This window comes from Agrobacterium sp. rho-13.3, from assembly GCF_033957765.2.
GTDB lineage: Bacteria > Pseudomonadota > Alphaproteobacteria > Rhizobiales > Rhizobiaceae > Agrobacterium.
Genome location: NZ_CP192774.1, coordinates 1,088,749 through 1,105,757 on the forward strand (window position 1 = coordinate 1,088,749; position 17,009 = coordinate 1,105,757).

Here is a 17,009-nt window from a genome sequence, read left to right on the forward strand (position 1 = left end):
GAACCTCTATCGATAGACCACTGTTGCCGTTGCGATGGCCGCGATGCCCTCGCGGCGGCCGACGAAGCCGATGGTTTCATTGGTCGTCGCCTTTACCGAGCAGCGGTCAAGCGAGATGCCGAGAATGTCGGCGAGGTTCTCTCGCATGGCCTGCCGGTGCGGACCAATGCGTGGCGCTTCGGCAATCAGCGACACGTCAGCATTCATGATCGTTCCGCCATTGCCGCGGACCACTTCAGCGGCGTGTTCCAGAAAGATGCGCGAAGCGGCACCCTTCCATTGTGGATCGGACGGCGGGAAGTGATCGCCGATATCGCCCGCGCCACAGGTCGCCAAAAGAGCATCCGTCAAGGCGTGCAGGGCAACATCGGCGTCCGAATGACCCTTCAGTTTCTGATCATGCGGAATAAGCACGCCGCATAAAATCACGCCATCGCCTGCTTCAAGCTGGTGCACATCGTAACCATTGCCGGTGCGGACATCCGGTAAGCCAGCGGAAAGCTTTTCATCAGCCATGGTGATATCTCGTTTCAAAGTCAGTTTTACATTATCGGCAGATCCTTCCACCAGCATCACGGGTATGCCAGCCCACTCGGCTATTGCCGCGTCATCGGTGCAGTCTGGCTGCTCTGTCGCGGCGGTTCTGTGGGCTGCGAGAATAGTGGCGTAGTCGAAGGATTGTGGTGTCTGTGCCGCATAGAGATCGCTGCGCGATACCGTCTCGCTGACAAATCCTGCATGGCCGCGCTTTAATGTGTCGGCAACGGGCAGGGCAGGCAGAACGGCTTTTGCGCCGCCGGAAAGCGCGGCTTTCACGCGCTTGAGAACGTCAGTAGCGATGAACGGGCGAACTGCATCATGGATCATCACATGCGTGATGCCTTGATTTTCCAAGGCCTCCAGTCCCGCGAGAACAGATTGCTGGCGCGTTGCCCCACCCATCACGGTGCCAATCCGGTCGGCGGCATTCAAACGTTTGGTGATAGGTTCAAAAAGGGCGCGGTCATCGGCATGAATAACCACAATGATCGACGCGCTATCCGGCCATCGCAGAAATGTTTCCAGCGTATGCTCAATAACGGGTTTGCCACCGATAGGGCGGTATTGTTTCGGGCCTTCCTCCGGTGAACCGGCGCGTTCTCCGCGCCCTGCTGCAACGATGACGATCCCGATTTTCATAGTGAATTCCTGCATTGAACCTATGCGTTTATGCATCCCTACAAAGGTTTACAGACCTGATCTATCGCTTTAAAAAACGAATTGCCAGCAGGAATAAGCCAGACTGCAATCTGTGGTGGGTCGCTCATTTCCGCCGTATTCGGGCCATTGCCTGCCGCAAAGACACTAATCGAAAAAACACGCAATTATTTCAGCGAAAGTGCTTGGCAAGCGCACAAACGCTGTCTAAAAATGATGCAATATTTTAATCTGCATGAAAGATCACCAATTTGTCCCTCCCGGTCTTGTCGGACCCGTTCAAAATAGGCTCGGTCGCCATTCGTAATCGGGCGGTGCTGGCACCCATGTCTGGTGTAACGGACCTGCCGTTTCGTCGGCTTGCCTGGCGTTTTGGCGCGGGTCTTGTGGTGACCGAAATGGTTGCCAGCCGGGAGCTTGTGGCCAATAAGGGCGAATCATGGGCGCGGCTGAAGAACGCAGGCATGGTTCCGCATATGGTGCAGCTGGCCGGTCGTGAAGCATATTGGATGGCAGAAGCTGCGAAGATTTCGGCAGACAATGGCGCAGGCGTCATCGACATCAATATGGGCTGCCCTGCCAAAAAGGTGACGGGCGGTTATTCCGGCTCTGCTCTGATGCGCGACCCTGACCATGCGCTCAGCCTCATCGAAGCAACGGTGAAGGCCGTGACTGTGCCGGTAACGCTAAAAATGCGACTTGGTTGGGATGAAAACTCCATCAACGCACCAGAAATTGCGGCCCGTGCCGAAGCCGCCGGTGTGCAGCTCATCACCATCCATGGCCGCACGCGTATGCAGTTCTATGAAGGCCGTGCGAACTGGGATGCGATCAAGGCCGTTCGCGATGTCATTTCGGTGCCATTGATCGCCAATGGCGATGTGGAAAGTGCCACTGACGCGACCGAAATTTTGCGCCGTTCTGGCGCTGATGCCGTCATGGTCGGGCGCGGGGCGCAGGGGCAACCATGGTTGCCTGCTGTTTTGGCTGGTCACGCACCGCCGAAAGACGATCAGATCGCCGATCTCGCGGTAGAACATTACGAATTGATGCTGGAATTTTACGGCATTGAAGCAGGGCTTCGTCACGCGCGCAAACATCTCGGATGGTATCTGGATCGGTTTGCGCCTGACATGAAGACGGATGACAAGGTTGACATCATGACATCGAAAAACACGGGCCAAGTGACGGCATTGCTGCGCTCTGCCTTGCAACAGGGTGCAGAAACATCTGCTGCGAGGAAGGCCGCATGAGCGCCGGAAATGCATCACCGGGCGTCAGCAACGCTCTCGCCATGGCTGTTCTCAATGCCGTGCAAAACCCCGTTATTCTTGTGGACGCAGAAGGTTTCATCGCCTTTGCAAACTGGGAAGCGGAAGCATTTTTCGGTGCCAGCGCCACGCATCTGGCCCGCTACCGCATTTCAACTTTCATTCCCTTCGGAAGCCCGCTGCTGGCACTGATCGATCAGGTGCGGGAGCGTCGGGCACCGGTCAACGAATATCGCGTCGATCTTTCCTCGCCTCGTCTGGGGCAGGACAAGTTGGTGGACCTTTACGTGGCTCCGGTCGTCAGTGAACCCGGTTCCGTCGTCGTTGTCTTTCAGGAACGGTCGATGGCCGATAAGATCGACCGTCAACTGACGCACCGTGCGGCGGCGCGTTCTGTCACCGGCCTTGCCTCCATGCTGGCCCATGAAATCAAAAACCCGCTATCGGGCATTCGTGGCGCCGCGCAATTGCTGGAAACGGTGGTTCCCGATGAGGACCGGGCGCTGACGCGGCTGATCTGCGATGAGACCGACCGCATCGTTTCGCTGGTGGACCGCATGGAGATTTTCTCCGATGAGCGGCCTGTGGATCGTATGCCCATCAACATCCACTCGGTTCTGGACCATGTGAAAGCCGTGGCGAAAGCCGGTTTTGCCCGCAACATCAAGATTACCGAGAATTACGATCCATCTCTGCCTGCGGTTTATGCCAATCGCGATCAGCTGGTGCAGGTCTTCCTCAATCTGGTGAAGAATGCGGCGGAAGCCGTCGGCAATCAGCAGGACGGCGAAATCATTCTGACGACGGCCTATCGTCCCGGCATTCGCCTGTCTGTGGCGGGTACGCGAGAGCGCATTTCACTGCCTTTGGAATTCTGCGTGCATGATAATGGCCCCGGCGTTCCAGCTGATCTCGTGCCGCATCTTTTCGATCCGTTCATTACAACGAAGACCAATGGTTCCGGCCTTGGCCTTGCGCTCGTCGCAAAACTTATCGGTGCCCATGGCGGCATCGTGGAATGTGACAGCCAGAATCATCGCACCACTTTCCGCGTATTAATGCCCGTCTCGCCCGAAGTGGCGGCTGACGATAGCATCTTGCCGAACCCGACAGGACACAAATCATGACAGCAACGATTCTCGTGGCCGATGACGATGCAGCCATCCGCACCGTTCTCAATCAGGCTCTCAGCCGTGCCGGGTATGACGTGCGTATCACCTCCAATGCGGCAACGCTCTGGCGCTGGGTTTCGGCGGGCGAGGGCGATCTGGTTGTGACCGACGTGGTGATGCCGGATGAGAACGCATTCGATCTTCTGCCACGCATCAAAAAGGCAAGGCCTGATCTGCCCGTTCTGGTGATGAGCGCACAGAACACCTTTATGACGGCCATCAAGGCATCAGAAAAAGGTGCTTACGATTATCTGCCCAAGCCCTTCGACCTCACAGAACTCATCGCTATCATCGGTCGCGCCTTGTCTGAGCCAAAGCGCAAGCCAGCCAAGCTGGACGACGATATGCAGGACGGTATGCCGCTGGTCGGTCGCTCTGCCGCCATGCAGGAAATCTACCGCGTGCTGGCGCGTTTGATGCAGACGGACCTGACGCTGATGATTACCGGCGAGTCCGGTACGGGTAAGGAACTGGTGGCGCGCGCGCTGCATGACTACGGCAAGCGCCGCAATGGCCCCTTCGTGGCGATCAACATGGCGGCCATTCCGCGTGATCTGATCGAGTCCGAACTTTTCGGCCATGAAAAAGGTGCCTTCACCGGCGCACAGAACCGTTCCACGGGCCGGTTTGAACAGGCCGAGGGGGGCACGCTGTTTTTGGATGAAATCGGCGATATGCCGATGGATGCGCAGACCCGTCTTCTCCGAGTTCTTCAGCAGGGCGAATACACCACAGTCGGCGGGCGCACGCCCATCCGCACCGATGTTCGCATCGTGGCAGCGACCAACAAGGATTTGAAGACCTCCATCAATCAGGGCCTGTTCCGCGAAGACCTTTATTATCGCCTCAACGTGGTGCCTTTGCGCCTGCCGCCGCTGCGTGATCGTGCAGAAGACATTCCAGACCTCGTTCGCCATTTCATCCAGACGGGGGAAAAGGAAGGGCTTGAGGGCAAGCGTTTCGAAACCGAAGCGCTGGAATTGATGAAGGCCTATGCGTGGCCGGGCAACGTGCGTGAGCTGGAAAACCTCATCCGCCGTTTGATGGCGCTCTATCCACAGGAAGTTATCACACGCGAAATCATCGATCAGGAGCTTCAATCCGATGTTCCAGATAGCCCGATTGACCGGACTGCGGTGCGCAACGGATCGATGACGATCTCGCAGGCCGTAGAAGAAAACATGCGGGATTATTTCTCCAGTTTTGGTGAAAACCTGCCGCCACCCGGCCTTTATGACCGTGTTTTGACGGAGATGGAGTATCCACTCATTCTCGCTGCGCTGACTGCCACACGTGGCAACCAGATCAAGGCAGCCGACCTTCTCGGCCTCAACCGAAACACTCTGCGCAAGAAGATTCGCGAGCTTGGTGTGTCGGTCTATCGAAGCTCCAGAACCGCCTGATACGGTTGACAATACGCGGTGGTCGTTGCATTTTCGCCACAATGTGTTGCTTGAAAATCACGGGGAAGCTACGGATTCGCTTTTTGCGAGTGTGGCTTCTTCTTTTCAAGATTGTGTTGCTGCATGGAGTGGCAGGGAAGATGATCGATGCGCAAGTCTGTCGCCGATAGGATTTCTGAGCGAGCGTCAGCGGATGTCGTGATCGCTGATCGGCGCATGTCCTTTGCCTTGCCGGGGCTTGTGCTTGCGGGCATCGCACTTGTCTGCGCCATGCTCACCTTGTTTGTGCTGCTGGGCCTTACCCCCATTGCGCCGACCTCAAACGTCGTCATCGCATCCGTCGTCATCAACTCTGTGTTTATTCTCGGGCTGATGTATCTGATCGGCCGCGAAATCAGTCGGCTTATCAAGGCGCGACGCAGGGGCCGGGCGGCGGCACGATTGCATGTGCGCATCGTTGCGCTGTTTTCCATTGTGGCGATCACACCCGCAGTGCTGGTGGCAATCTTCGCCAGTATCACGCTGAATGTCGGGCTTGATCGCTGGTTTGCCATTCGCACGCAGGCAATCGTGGATTCATCCAGCAATATTGCCCAAGCGTACATGCTGGAAAATGCTGGTTATTTGCAGGGTCAGACGCTGTCGATGGCGACAGACCTAGATCGCAACCGTGCTCTCTTTTATCTGGATCGTACCGGCTTTGTTGAGTTGATGACGAGGCAGGCAAAGGGGCGTGGTTTTTTAGGCGCATTTCTTGTGCAGGAAGATGGCGATGCCGTTGTTCAGGCCGATATACCGACCGAAAAGCCGCTTCCCGCCATTCCACAAGACGCGCTTGAGAAAGCCGCCGCCGGTCAACCGACGCTCATTCCGCCTGGGATCACCAACCTTGTTGGCGCGATTATAAAGCTGGAAGGCATCAACGGCACGTTCCTTTATACGGTGCGCGCTGTGGACCCGAAGGTCATGTCGGCCATGCGGCTGATGGAAGAAAACCGGGCTGAATATAAAGCCATGGAAGCGGGCCGAGCGCCGCTGCAAATAGCCTTTGCCATTCTCTATCTCGGCTTTGCGCTGATCGTGCTTCTCGCTGCGATCTGGACGGCCATCGCCGTTGCTGACCGGATCGTCCGACCCATCCGGCTGCTGATCAGCGCTGCTGACAGCGTGGCCATGGGCAACATGCATGTGCTCGTTCCTGTGCGTGCCGTCGATGGCGACGTGGGGCGTTTGTCCCGTACCTTCAACAAGATGATCTCCGAAATCCGCAGCCAGCAGGGCGAAATCATCGAGGCCAAGGATGATATCGACAATCGCCGCCGCTTCATCGAAGCCGTGCTTTCGGGTGTAACTGCCGCCGTGATCGGCGTTGATGAACACCGCAACATCACCATTGCCAATCCATCCGCTGAAGAGTTTCTAGCCGTGTCTGCCGCAGACCTTCTTGGTGCGCCGTTGGTGGACGTGGCACCGGAAATCGAACATGTCGTGACCGAAGCCGCCGCATCGGCGCGCATGGATTTCCGCAATCAGATCAACATCATCCGGCGCGGCAAGGAAAGAACGCTCAACGTCCAGGTCACGCGCGAAGACGCCCGCGATGGTCACGAATCCTATGTCATCACGTTGGACGACATTACCGATCTCGTGATTGCTCAGCGCTCCACCGCCTGGTCGGAAGTTGCGCGGCGCATCGCACATGAGATCAAAAACCCGCTGACACCGATCCAGCTTTCCGCAGAACGCATCAAACGCCGCTTCGGCAAGCAGATCCACGACGAAGCCGACCGTGCCGTGTTCGATCAGTGTACGGACACCATCGTGCGCCAGGTGGGCGATATCGGCCGCATGGTGGATGAGTTTTCCGCCTTTGCGCGTATGCCGAAGCCGACCAAAGAGATGTCGGATTTGCGCACCATCCTCAAGGACGCCACATTCCTCAGGGAAATGGGCGCAGCGCATGTGACGTTTGTAACCGAGTTTGGTGACGATGCGCTTCAGGGCATGTTCGATGCCCGCATGTTGGGCCAAGCCTTCGGTAACCTTATCAAGAATGCCACTGAGGCCATCGAAGCTGTTGAAACGAGCGAGCATCCACGCGAAGGAAAAATCCTCGTCAGGGCGTCCTTCGATGTGGAAAACAACCGCTTCATTGCGGATGTGATCGATAATGGCCGGGGGCTTCCGGTCGAAAACCGTCACCGCATTTTAGAACCCTACATGACGATGCGCGAGAAAGGCACGGGCCTTGGTCTCGCAATCGTCAAGAAGATTATTGAAGAACACGGCGGTCATCTTGAGTTGCACGATGCGCCTGCCGATTTCGATCACGGCCACGGCGCCATGATCAGAGTTCTGTTGCCGCATGTCGAAGCGGCTGGCAGCGAAAATGACAAGGAAGTTGCATATGGCGTCTGATATTCTGGTCGTGGACGATGAGGCGGACATCCGCGAAATCGTGGCAGGTATTTTGTCCGATGAGGGCCATGAAACACGCATGGCTTTTGACAGTGACAGCGCGCTGGCTGCAATCTCCGAGCGCGTGCCGCGGCTGATATTCCTCGATATCTGGATGCAGGGCAGCAAACTGGATGGCTTGGCCCTTCTGGACGAAATCAAGAGCCGCCACCCTGATCTTCCCGTGGTGATGATTTCCGGTCATGGCAACATTGAAACGGCGGTCAATGCCATCAAGCGTGGTGCCTTCGATTTCATCGAAAAGCCCTTTAAGGCCGACCGCCTGATTCTGATTGCCGAGCGCGCCCTTGAGAACTCGAAGCTGAAACGTGAGGTACTCGAGCTAAAAAAGCGGACCGGCGACGCGGTTGAATTGATCGGCGCGTCGCTAGCCGTTTCACAGTTGCGCCAGACGATTGATCGCGTGTCGCCCACCAACAGCCGCATCATGATCCTCGGCCCATCCGGCTCCGGCAAGGAGTTGGTGGCGCGGATGATCCATAAGAAGTCTTCGCGTGCAACCGGTCCTTTCGTGGCCCTGAATGCCGCGACTATCACGCCTGACCGCATGGAAATTGCGCTTTTCGGCACGGAAGGCCTGCCCGGACAACCGCGCAAGGTCGGCGCGCTGGAAGAAGCGCATCGCGGCGTTCTTTATCTGGATGAAGTCGGCGAAATGCCCCGCGAAACGCAGAACAAGATTTTGCGCGTTCTGGTGGACCAACAGTTTGAGCGTGTCGGTGGTGGAAAACGCGTGAAGGTCGATGTTCGCATTATCTCCTCCACGGCCCACAACCTCGAAGGATTGATCGCTGACGGTCTGTTTCGTGAAGACCTGTATCATCGTCTGGCCGTCGTTCCGGTCAAGGTGCCGGCGCTCGCGGAGCGTCGTGAAGATATTCCATTCCTCGTGGATATGTTCATGCGCCAGATTTCCGAGCAGGCCGGTATTCGGCCTCGCAAGATTGGTGATGACGCGATGGCCGTGCTTCAGACACACGGCTGGCCTGGCAACATCCGTCAGCTTCGCAACAACATCGAACGCCTGATGATCCTTGCGCGCCCTGAGGGTGGCGATACGCCGATTACGGCGGATATGCTGCCTGCGGACATTGGCGATATGTTGCCAAAAATCTCTGCGCAGGGTGATCAGCACATCATGACGTTGCCACTGCGTGAGGCGCGCGAAATGTTCGAGCGTGATTATCTGATGGCGCAGATCAATCGTTTCGGCGGCAATATTTCCAGAACGGCGGAATTTGTAGGGATGGAGCGCTCGGCTCTACACCGTAAACTGAAATCCCTTGGCGTATAATTTCTTACACTTGCCGTTCAGAGAGAGCGTATGAAAGTCATCATTTGCGGCGCAGGCCAAGTGGGTTACGGCATTGCGGAGCAATTGTCGCGTGAAGATAACGAGGTCTCCGTTATCGATACCTCGGCGGCGCTGATCACGGCTATCACCGAAACGCTGGATGTTCGCGGCTATGTAGGGCATGGCGCGCATCCCGATATGCTGGCCAAGGCAGGCGCCGATCAGGCGGATATGATCATTGCCGTGACGCTCTATGACGAGATCAATATCGTCGCGTGCGAAGTGGCGCACGCGCTGTTCAGCGTCCCGACAAAAATTGCCCGTATCCGCGACCAGAGTTATCTTCGGCCCGAATATGGCGATCTGTTCAGCCGTGAGAACATGTCCATCGACGTGACGATTTCGCCTGAGATCGAAGTCGGCAAGATGGTGCTGCGGCGCATCGCTTTTCCGGGCGCAACCGATGTGGTGCGTTTTGCCGATGACAATGTCTTTATGCTCGCCATAGAGTGCATGGAGAATTGCCCGGTCGTCAACACGCCTTTGCAGCAACTGAGCAATCTGTTTCCCGATCTGGTGGCAACGGTTGTCGGTGTCTATCGCGGCGGCCATTTGAAGGCGGTGGATTCGTCCGAACAATTGCGCACCGGCGATTTGGCTTACGTGATCTGTCAGCACCAGCACGCCCGCAGAACGCTGGGACTTTTCGGCCACGAAGAGAAAGAAGCAAGCCGCATCGTCATCGCGGGCGGCGGTAATATCGGGCAATATGTTGCGCGCTCCATCGAGGAAATTCAGCCGCAGACACGGGTGAAAATCATTGAACTTGACCGCGAGCGTGCGATCGCAGCGTCGGAACAGCTTAACTCCACCATCGTGTTGAACGGTTCGGTACTCGACCAGAAAATTCTGCATCAGGCAGACATTCAGGACGCCGACCTGATTGTGACGCTGACCAACAACGACCAGACGAACATCCTCGGCGCCGTGATGGCAAAGCAGCTTGGCTGCAAGTCGAACCTGGCCTTGCTGAATGGGCCGTCTTTCCACGATGTCGCAAAATCTCTTGGTCTTGATGCCTTCATCAACCCACGCGCCGTGACGATTTCGCGCGTGTTGCAGCACGTCAGAAAAGGCCGCATTCGCTCGGTCTATGCGGTGCAGCGGGGCAATGGTGAAATCATCGAAGCGGAAGCGCTGGAAACATCGCCGCTCGTCGGGCAGGCGCTGCGGGATATCGACCTGCCGAATGGTATTCGCATCGGCGTCATATATCGCGACAAATGTGTTTTGCGACCGGATGGAAACACCAAAATCAAAGCGAAGGATCGCGTCATATTGTTTGCATCGGCAGATGCTGTGCGTGACGTGGAACAGCTATTCCGTGTATCCATTCAATACTTCTAAAATACCGTTCGCGAACGGAGAAAAAGCCTGTCCGATCGAATCCGGGTGAGTTTTTCGAGATTGCGGAACAGATCGTGATTTGATACCAGAGGTGCTGATCGGCTGGCAGGGGACGACGCTCAACCGATCCTATTATTGATATGTTTATTTCCCGGTGTCCCATCCGGGCAAAAAAGAAAGAATCGGCGCTATGGCGGAACGTTCTCAAAACCTGCAAGATCTTTTCCTGAACACTGTTCGTAAGCAAAAGATTTCGTTGACTATTTTTCTTATCAACGGTGTCAAGCTGACAGGCGTTGTTACATCTTTCGACAATTTCTGTGTTCTGCTGCGTCGTGATGGGCACTCCCAGCTCGTCTACAAGCACGCAATTTCGACAATCATGCCCGGCCAGCCGATGCAGATGTTTGAGTCGGAAGAGGGTGCTGCGTAAGCAGCGCGGCTTAATTAAAGCGTATATTCCAACGATGATGCGGCCAACAACGGAACCTAAAACCGGGACCGTTGTTTTCCGCTAGATGCGTATCCGTCTTTTCCTGACGGCGCCTGGACAAGCAAGAAGGTACGAGCACATTTCAACCCGCGATACATCGAATGAATCCATTATTCCCGAGCTCGAAAAGCACCGGGACGATATGCGTGCGGTGGTTATCATACCGGTTTTGAAACAGGCGCGAAGCTCGCGGGAGGCAACGGCGACGGCGCCTTTGCGCAGCATGGAAGCAAAGCTCGAAGAGGCAAAAGGTCTTGCTCTCGCCATCGACCTGCACGTTTCTGAAGGCTTGATCGTTCCTGTCAACCAGCCCCGCCCCGCTACGTTGTTCGGCAGTGGCAAGGTGGAGGAAATTGGGCAATTGCTGGATGAGACCAACTCCGGTCTGGTCATCGTCGACCACCCTTTGACGCCCGTTCAGCAGCGTAATCTTGAAAAAGAATGGAATGCCAAGGTCATCGACCGTACAGGTCTGATCCTGGAAATCTTCGGTCGCCGCGCCTCGACAAAAGAGGGCACGCTTCAGGTTGATCTCGCCCATTTGAATTATCAAAAGGGCCGTCTGGTCAGAAGCTGGACCCACCTTGAGCGCCAGCGCGGTGGCGCGGGTTTTATGGGTGGTCCCGGTGAAACCCAGATCGAGGCCGACCGTCGTTTGCTGCAAGATCGCATTGTGAAGCTGGAGCGCGAGTTGGAGCAAGTGGTGCGCACGCGCCAGCTTCACCGTGCCAAGCGCCGCAAGGTACCGCACCCGATTGTTGCGCTTGTTGGATATACCAACGCCGGAAAATCGACGCTGTTTAACCGGATTACCGGGGCTGGCGTGCTGGCCGAAGACATGTTGTTCGCAACGCTTGACCCCACTCTGCGCCGCATGAAACTGCCGCATGGTCGCACGGTTATTCTGTCCGACACGGTTGGTTTCATCTCTGATCTTCCAACGCATTTGGTGGCTGCATTCCGCGCAACACTGGAAGAAGTGCTGGAAGCCGACCTCATTCTGCACGTTCGGGATATGGCCGATCCTGACAACAGCGCGCAGTCCGCAGATGTGCTGCGCATTCTCAGCGATCTCGGCATCGATGAAAAAGTTGCTGACGAGAAGATCATCGAAGTCTGGAACAAGGTCGATCGCCTTGATCTCGAGGCACATGATGCCATCGTGCAAAAGGCAGAGGGCAGGGCAAATGTCCGCGCTGTGTCTGCCGTCACCGGCGAGGGCGTCGATAATCTCATGGACGAGATATCGAATCGGCTTTCAGGCGTGTTGACGGAAACCACTGTCGTACTGAACCCGGAGCAATTGCCGTTTCTATCTTGGGTTTACAATAACGCCATCGTTGTTTCTCGCGAGGACAATGAGGACGGTTCCGTTACCCTCGATTTACGGCTGTCCGAAGCGCAGACGCTGGAGCTTGATCAACGATTGGGCAAAGCACAGAAAATCGAGACTGAAGACTGGGAGCGATAGCCCGTTTTGCGTTTTGTCAAAAACGAAGAATCGTTATCTAAAACTAAAGCTTTTGGCGCATATCTGTTATGCGCAATACGCAACCAATTGTCCCTCAGTTGTTAGGGTTTCGTAACACGCTTTATGCGATATTGTCGCTCCGTTCAGACGAGCCGATAATAATGTTACAACCCTTGGATCTACCGACAGTTCTGCTTCTTCATAAGCTTTCTTTCTTCGTTGCAGCACTGTGCTTTCTGTATGTCCGCTCGCAATCGCGTGAAAGCGTCGGCTTGGGTTTTCTTGCGATCGGTTTTTTTCTCGTTTCAATGGCCTCCACCTTGGTCAGCTTGGGCAAGATATTTACAGATTTCACCAATCTCTTTTCACTGGCAGGTAACTTCGCAGGTCTGGTCGGCTATTCGATTTTCTGGATCGGAATGTGCAGAATCAGCAGCCAGAAACGTCGGCGTAGAGAGTGGTTTATTCTGCTGTTGCCGGTCTTGGTGTGCGCATCGCTTGTCGTGACGGGTTTGTACGTCGTTACGGAAGCGCGAACGGCCGCATCACAAACCGCATCGGCGATTTTGCTGTTCGCCGCAGCCTACACCGTTTTCTCGGATCGGATCGTTGAGCGGCTGCCTGTGCGCAAGACTCTTGCGGCGACGATTGCGTTTGCTGCGTTTCTCAGCGCGCTTGTTGTCATCGGCACGCTTCTTCCCAAAATAGCGTTTATCGCGCCGAGAAATGCGTTCTTCGTATCGATCGTGTGCCATTTTGCCATCGCCGTTTTCGTTCTCGCTCTGGTGAAAGAGCGGGCTGAGGAAGGCTTAAAGAGGCTGGCCGATCTCGATATTTTGACCGGCGTTCCAAACCGCCGCTCGTTTTCCGTCCGCCTGCCCACCGTTTTGCGGCAGGGAGATGCAATTGTGATGATCGACATCGATCACTTCAAGCGCATCAATGATGGCTTCGGTCATCTGGCCGGCGATGAGGTGCTTGTGAGAGTTGCGCGGGAGCTATCGATCCGCATCCGTCCGAATGACAGCTTTGCCCGTTTCGGCGGCGAGGAGTTCATTCTGTTTCTTCCGGCAACCGGCGAGGGCGAAGCGTCGATATTGGCCGAAAGCATTCGCCAGTTCGTCAGTTCAATAAAACACACGATTGATGAGCAGAAAGTCGTTGCGACGTTGAGCATGGGACTTGCCGTGTGCGAAGAGAAAAACACCACCCCGCACGCTCTCATGAAAATGGCTGATATGGCACTTTACGCTTCGAAAGCAGCCGGACGTGATCGCCTGACTGTCTATCGGCCCGATGATTTTGCCGACGCTCCCGGCATTTCCAGCAACATGCGTCACGCCGGCTAATCAACATCACTTGCGATCAGTCGACGATTTGACGCTCGATGGCCTTGGCTGCCTGCCACAAATCTTCCATCCGCTCCAGCGTGGCAGATTCGAGCGTTTCGCCGTTCTCTGTCAGTGACGTCTCGATGTGATTGAAACGGCGGCGGAACTTCGTGTTGGTGCCTCTTAACGCGTTTTCGGGGTCGGTTTTGACATGGCGACCGATGTTAACCAGCGCGAAAATCAAATCGCCCAGTTCATCCGCAACCTTCTCAGGCTTGCCGCTCGCAAGTGCCTCGCGCAGTTCCTTTATCTCTTCCTCGATCTTGTCGAGAATGGGCTCCGGCGCAGACCAATCGAAACCGACGCGTGCGGCTTGCTCCTGAAGCTTCAACGCCTCGGTCAACGCCGGTTGGGTGCGCTGGATTGAGCCAAGAAATCCCGCCTTGAAATCCCCGGTTATGCCGCGCTTCAACCGGCGTTCTGCACGTTCCCGCTTTTCAGCCGCCTTGATGACATCCCACTGGATTTTTACGGACTCGGGAGTGTCTGCCGCAGAAACGGCAAACACATGCGGATGGCGGCGGATCATTTTGGACGTTACGGCATGCACCACATCACCGAAGGAAAATTCGCCCATTTCCTCGGCAATTCGCGCATGAAAAACGACTTGCAACAACAGGTCGCCAAGCTCGTCGCAGAGATCGTCCATGTCATTGCGCTCAATAGCGTCGGCGACCTCGTAGGCTTCTTCCACCGTATAAGGCTTGATGGTCTCAAACGTCTGGACGATGTCCCAGGGACATCCCGTTTCCGGCTGGCGCAATGCCTCCATGATTTCGATGAGACGGGAAATGTCCTTGGAGGCTTCCATGTGATCGTGCTTTCTGAGGCGCAGTTCAGTTGAGCGGAATGTTGTTGTCGCCCTTGGACGACTGGTAGTTGACCGAGAGATCGTTGTAGACCGCCTTGATGCGAGCCGTCTGCTCTTTCAATTGCATTTTGAGCGGATCGTCCTCGTTTTCCACCAGATCCGAGATGAAATAGGAATTCCAGAATGCGTTGCTGCGATGGTAACCGCCCGGCTCCAATCCGAAAACTTCTTTCAGAATTTTCAGATCGTGCGGAATGGCAAATGCATCGCGAGAATCTTCGTGGCTGAAGAAGGAATAGAAATTGTCAAAGCCCGCCCATGTTATTGCGGACATGCACATGGTGCAGGGTTCGTGCGTGGACAGAAAAATCAGGTCTTTGGTGTCCGGCTTCTCACCCAACTCGTAAAACCGCTTCAATGTGTGAACTTCGCCGTGCCACAGCGGGTTGTCCAACTCATTGTTGGTTTCGGCGATCACCAGCGAGAGATCGGACTTTCGCAGAATGGCTGCGCCGAAAACCTTGTTTCCAAGTGATACGCCGCGCACCGTCAAGGGCAGAATATCGCTCTCAATGACGTTGAGCAGACGAGAGGCTATTGTACGTTCAGTCAAGGTAATTTCCTGTCGGTTTGCGGCTTCTTGGTTGATGGCGTTTAGAACAAAAAACGCCCGAAAAGACTAGAATTTTTGTAGAAAATAGGTGGAATTACAACAGCGTGACTATTTCTTCGCATCGGTTGCTTTTCCTCCAAATCAGAGCTTGCTGAGAAATAAAAATCTACTGCAATATAGCAAGCGAATTTCTGTACCTTCAATCCTGGCGCTTGATCGGACATATTATGGCCATGCTGCAAGACCCTTCAGATAAAGCCGATCATCGGCTTACGACTTTTCCTGCTTTTTTCAAGGTGGAGGGGCGGTCTGTCGCGGTTTTTGGTAATGGCGATGAAGCCTTTGCAAAGGTTCGTCTGCTTCTCAATACCAGTGCTGAGATTTGCGCTTTTTCCGATGCCCCGCAAGATGATTATGCGGCGCTGCTCGCGCAGGGTAAGGTAACCCATCATCGGATTCCGTTCTCACCGGAACTTGTGGACGGCATGGTTCTTGTCTTCGCTGCGACTGGGGATGAGGCGCTGGACCGCGAAATCGTTGATGTGGCCCGTGCGAAATCTATCCCGGCAAACGCGGTGGACCAGCCTGGATATTGCGATTTCTATACGCCGGGTCTGGTGTCTCGTGCGCCCCTTGCAGTGGCAATCTGTACTGAAGGGGCGGGGCCTGTGCTTGGCCAGCTTATCCGGGCGCGCATAGACCAGATGCTTGCACCGTCGCTTGGTCGTCTGGCGCGTCTTGCGGTGGAATATCGTGACGCAGCGGAGCAGAATGTGCCGAAGGGCGCACTTCGGCGTAATTTCTGGCGCCGGTTCTTCTCAGGCAGCGTGGCCGACGCCGTGGCACTGAATGATATCGACGCCGCCCACAACGCAGCTGCGCAGCTTTTGCAATCGCCAGAACGGCATGATGGTTATGTCTGGCTGGTCGGTGCTGGTCCCGGCGCGGAAGACCTGCTGACTTTGCGTGCGCAGCGCGTTCTGATGCAAGCGGATGTCATCGTGTATGATGCACTGGTGCCGCAGGAAATTGTCGATATGGGCCGCCGTGACGCGGAGCGTCTTTCCGTGGGTAAACGCAAGGGCTGTCATTCCAAGTCACAAAGCGACATCAATAAATTGCTTGTGTCGCTGGGAGAGCAGGGCAAGCGCGTCGTGCGCCTTAAATCCGGCGATCCGCTGATTTATGGTCGTGCGGCGGAAGAAATGGCCGCGTTGCGTGAAGCGGGCATCGGTTATGAAATCGTACCGGGCATCACCTCTGCTTTCGCTGCTGCTGCCGACTTTGAATTGCCACTGACGCTGCGCGGTGTTGCATCGTCGCTGATCTTCACCACCGGCCACGATCTTGCCGGTGATGTGTTGCCGGATTGGGCGCGTCTCGCCGTATCGGGCGCGACAATCGCCGTTTACATGGGCCGCTCTGTTGCTGCCTCGGTTGCTACACGGCTTATGAACGCGGGCTTGAATGCTGACACGACCGTCGCTGTTATCGAGAATGCCAGCCGGTCTTATCGTCGCCTCATGCACGGCACATTGAGAGATTTGCCGGCGCTTGAACATCGCGATGAACTTGCTGGTCCGGTCATGGTCATCATTGGTGATGCAGTTGCCGGTGCGAATTTTGAAAGATCCGAAGCGCTTGCCTTAACGGGTACGCATCAGGGTCTGAAACAGGAGTATGCAAATGGTTGACAAGGTTCTGACAGCCAACCGTCTGGGCGATGGCATTGCCGTCTGGCTCGATGCCAATGGCGAGTGGAGCGAAAATCTTCAATCAGCCCTCGTTGCACGCCATGCGGAGGCGGTGGCCTCGCTGGAGGAAATCGGTAAGCGTGATTTCTCTGCCAACAAGGTGGTTGATGTTGCCATCGTTGAGGTCACGGAAGACAACGGCTTTTTGTGGCCAACCCGCCTGCGTGAGCGTATCCGCGCCGCAGGCCCAACCATACATTATGCCAACGGCTTCAAGCCAGCTGACGCAGCCTTCATCGCAGTCTGAGGAATAC

14 protein-coding genes are annotated in these 17,009 nt (G+C 55.6%); 11 read left to right on the forward strand and 3 right to left on the reverse strand.

The window, feature by feature from the left end; genetic code table 11:
- Window positions 1-6 precede the first annotated feature (6 nt).
- Window positions 7-1,179, reverse strand: a complete 1,173-nt coding sequence (locus RMR16_RS05435; RefSeq protein WP_320199996.1) for a bifunctional 2-C-methyl-D-erythritol 4-phosphate cytidylyltransferase/2-C-methyl-D-erythritol 2,4-cyclodiphosphate synthase — start codon at window positions 1,177-1,179, stop codon at window positions 7-9.
- Window positions 1,180-1,523: 344 nt separating this feature from the next.
- Here RMR16_RS05435 and dusB point away from each other — a divergent pair, with 344 nt between their 5' ends.
- The 9 genes from dusB (at window position 1,524) to RMR16_RS05480 (ending at window position 13,535) form a co-directional block, all read left to right on the forward strand.
- The gene (gene dusB / locus RMR16_RS05440) at window positions 1,524-2,450 is read left to right on the forward strand and encodes a tRNA dihydrouridine synthase DusB (RefSeq protein WP_320200117.1); all 927 of its coding nucleotides are present in this window, start codon (window positions 1,524-1,526) and stop codon (window positions 2,448-2,450) included.
- Complete coding sequence (locus tag RMR16_RS05445) at window positions 2,447-3,595, forward strand: two-component system sensor histidine kinase NtrB (RefSeq protein WP_320199995.1); 1,149 nt, start codon at window positions 2,447-2,449, stop codon at window positions 3,593-3,595. The genes dusB and RMR16_RS05445 overlap by 4 nt, the downstream gene beginning before the upstream one ends.
- Window positions 3,592-5,043 carry a nitrogen regulation protein NR(I) gene (ntrC, locus tag RMR16_RS05450; protein WP_320199994.1) on the forward strand — a complete coding sequence of 484 codons (1,452 nt, stop codon included), beginning with the start codon at window positions 3,592-3,594 and terminating at the stop codon, window positions 5,041-5,043. Before RMR16_RS05445 ends, ntrC begins: the two co-directional genes overlap by 4 nt.
- A 147-nt stretch (window positions 5,044-5,190) precedes the next feature.
- Window positions 5,191-7,461, forward strand: coding sequence for a sensor histidine kinase NtrY-like (locus RMR16_RS05455; protein WP_320199993.1), 2,271 nt, complete (start codon window positions 5,191-5,193; stop codon window positions 7,459-7,461).
- A complete protein-coding gene (locus tag RMR16_RS05460) occupies window positions 7,451-8,815 on the forward strand; it encodes a sigma-54-dependent transcriptional regulator (RefSeq protein WP_320199992.1) in 1,365 nt (454 codons plus the stop codon). Before RMR16_RS05455 ends, RMR16_RS05460 begins: the two co-directional genes overlap by 11 nt.
- A gap of 30 nt (window positions 8,816-8,845) precedes the next feature.
- Window positions 8,846-10,222 (forward strand): Trk system potassium transporter TrkA, encoded by a 1,377-nt coding sequence (gene trkA, locus RMR16_RS05465; RefSeq protein ID WP_432354403.1) that lies wholly within the window; start codon window positions 8,846-8,848, stop codon window positions 10,220-10,222.
- Between the two features lie 190 nt (window positions 10,223-10,412).
- Window positions 10,413-10,655, forward strand: a complete 243-nt coding sequence (gene hfq, locus RMR16_RS05470) for an RNA chaperone Hfq (protein ID WP_003496145.1) — start codon at window positions 10,413-10,415, stop codon at window positions 10,653-10,655.
- 85 nt (window positions 10,656-10,740) lie between these two features.
- A complete protein-coding gene (gene hflX / locus RMR16_RS05475; protein ID WP_320199991.1) occupies window positions 10,741-12,186 on the forward strand; it encodes a GTPase HflX in 1,446 nt (481 codons plus the stop codon).
- A gap of 68 nt (window positions 12,187-12,254) precedes the next feature.
- The gene (locus RMR16_RS05480; protein WP_432354406.1) at window positions 12,255-13,535 is read left to right on the forward strand and encodes a GGDEF domain-containing protein; all 1,281 of its coding nucleotides are present in this window, start codon (window positions 12,255-12,257) and stop codon (window positions 13,533-13,535) included.
- 16 nt (window positions 13,536-13,551) lie between these two features.
- Here the strand turns inward: RMR16_RS05480 and mazG are convergent, their stop codons facing one another.
- Both mazG and RMR16_RS05490 read right to left on the reverse strand, forming a co-directional pair.
- On the reverse strand, window positions 13,552-14,388 hold the full coding sequence (mazG, locus tag RMR16_RS05485) for a nucleoside triphosphate pyrophosphohydrolase (protein WP_320199989.1): 837 nt from the start codon (window positions 14,386-14,388) through the stop codon (window positions 13,552-13,554).
- A 25-nt stretch (window positions 14,389-14,413) separates the two neighbouring features.
- The gene (locus RMR16_RS05490) at window positions 14,414-15,001 is read right to left on the reverse strand and encodes a nucleoside deaminase (RefSeq protein WP_320199988.1); all 588 of its coding nucleotides are present in this window, start codon (window positions 14,999-15,001) and stop codon (window positions 14,414-14,416) included.
- 233 nt (window positions 15,002-15,234) lie between these two features.
- Here RMR16_RS05490 and cysG point away from each other — a divergent pair, with 233 nt between their 5' ends.
- The gene (gene cysG, locus RMR16_RS05495) at window positions 15,235-16,695 is read left to right on the forward strand and encodes a siroheme synthase CysG (protein WP_320200116.1); all 1,461 of its coding nucleotides are present in this window, start codon (window positions 15,235-15,237) and stop codon (window positions 16,693-16,695) included.
- Window positions 16,688-17,002 (forward strand): DUF2849 domain-containing protein, encoded by a 315-nt coding sequence (locus tag RMR16_RS05500; RefSeq protein ID WP_320199987.1) that lies wholly within the window; start codon window positions 16,688-16,690, stop codon window positions 17,000-17,002. Before cysG ends, RMR16_RS05500 begins: the two co-directional genes overlap by 8 nt.
- Window positions 17,003-17,009: the final 7 nt, after the last annotated feature.

Coding starts and splice junctions, on each gene's coding strand:
- trkA (WP_432354403.1), top strand. CDS start 8,846: ATGAAAGTCATCATTTGCGGCGCAGGCCAAGTGGGTTACGGCATTGCG.
- hflX (WP_320199991.1), top strand. CDS start 10,741: ATGCGTATCCGTCTTTTCCTGACGGCGCCTGGACAAGCAAGAAGGTAC.
- RMR16_RS05460 (WP_320199992.1), top strand. CDS start 7,451: ATGGCGTCTGATATTCTGGTCGTGGACGATGAGGCGGACATCCGCGAA.
- dusB (WP_320200117.1), top strand. CDS start 1,524: ATGTCTGGTGTAACGGACCTGCCGTTTCGTCGGCTTGCCTGGCGTTTT.
- RMR16_RS05480 (WP_432354406.1), top strand. CDS start 12,255: ATGCGCAATACGCAACCAATTGTCCCTCAGTTGTTAGGGTTTCGTAAC.
- cysG (WP_320200116.1), top strand. CDS start 15,235: ATGCTGCAAGACCCTTCAGATAAAGCCGATCATCGGCTTACGACTTTT.
- RMR16_RS05445 (WP_320199995.1), top strand. CDS start 2,447: ATGAGCGCCGGAAATGCATCACCGGGCGTCAGCAACGCTCTCGCCATG.
- ntrC (WP_320199994.1), top strand. CDS start 3,592: ATGACAGCAACGATTCTCGTGGCCGATGACGATGCAGCCATCCGCACC.
- RMR16_RS05435 (WP_320199996.1), bottom strand. CDS start 1,179: ATGAAAATCGGGATCGTCATCGTTGCAGCAGGGCGCGGAGAACGCGCC.
- RMR16_RS05500 (WP_320199987.1), top strand. CDS start 16,688: ATGGTTGACAAGGTTCTGACAGCCAACCGTCTGGGCGATGGCATTGCC.
- hfq (WP_003496145.1), top strand. CDS start 10,413: ATGGCGGAACGTTCTCAAAACCTGCAAGATCTTTTCCTGAACACTGTT.
- RMR16_RS05455 (WP_320199993.1), top strand. CDS start 5,191: ATGCGCAAGTCTGTCGCCGATAGGATTTCTGAGCGAGCGTCAGCGGAT.
- mazG (WP_320199989.1), bottom strand. CDS start 14,388: ATGGAAGCCTCCAAGGACATTTCCCGTCTCATCGAAATCATGGAGGCA.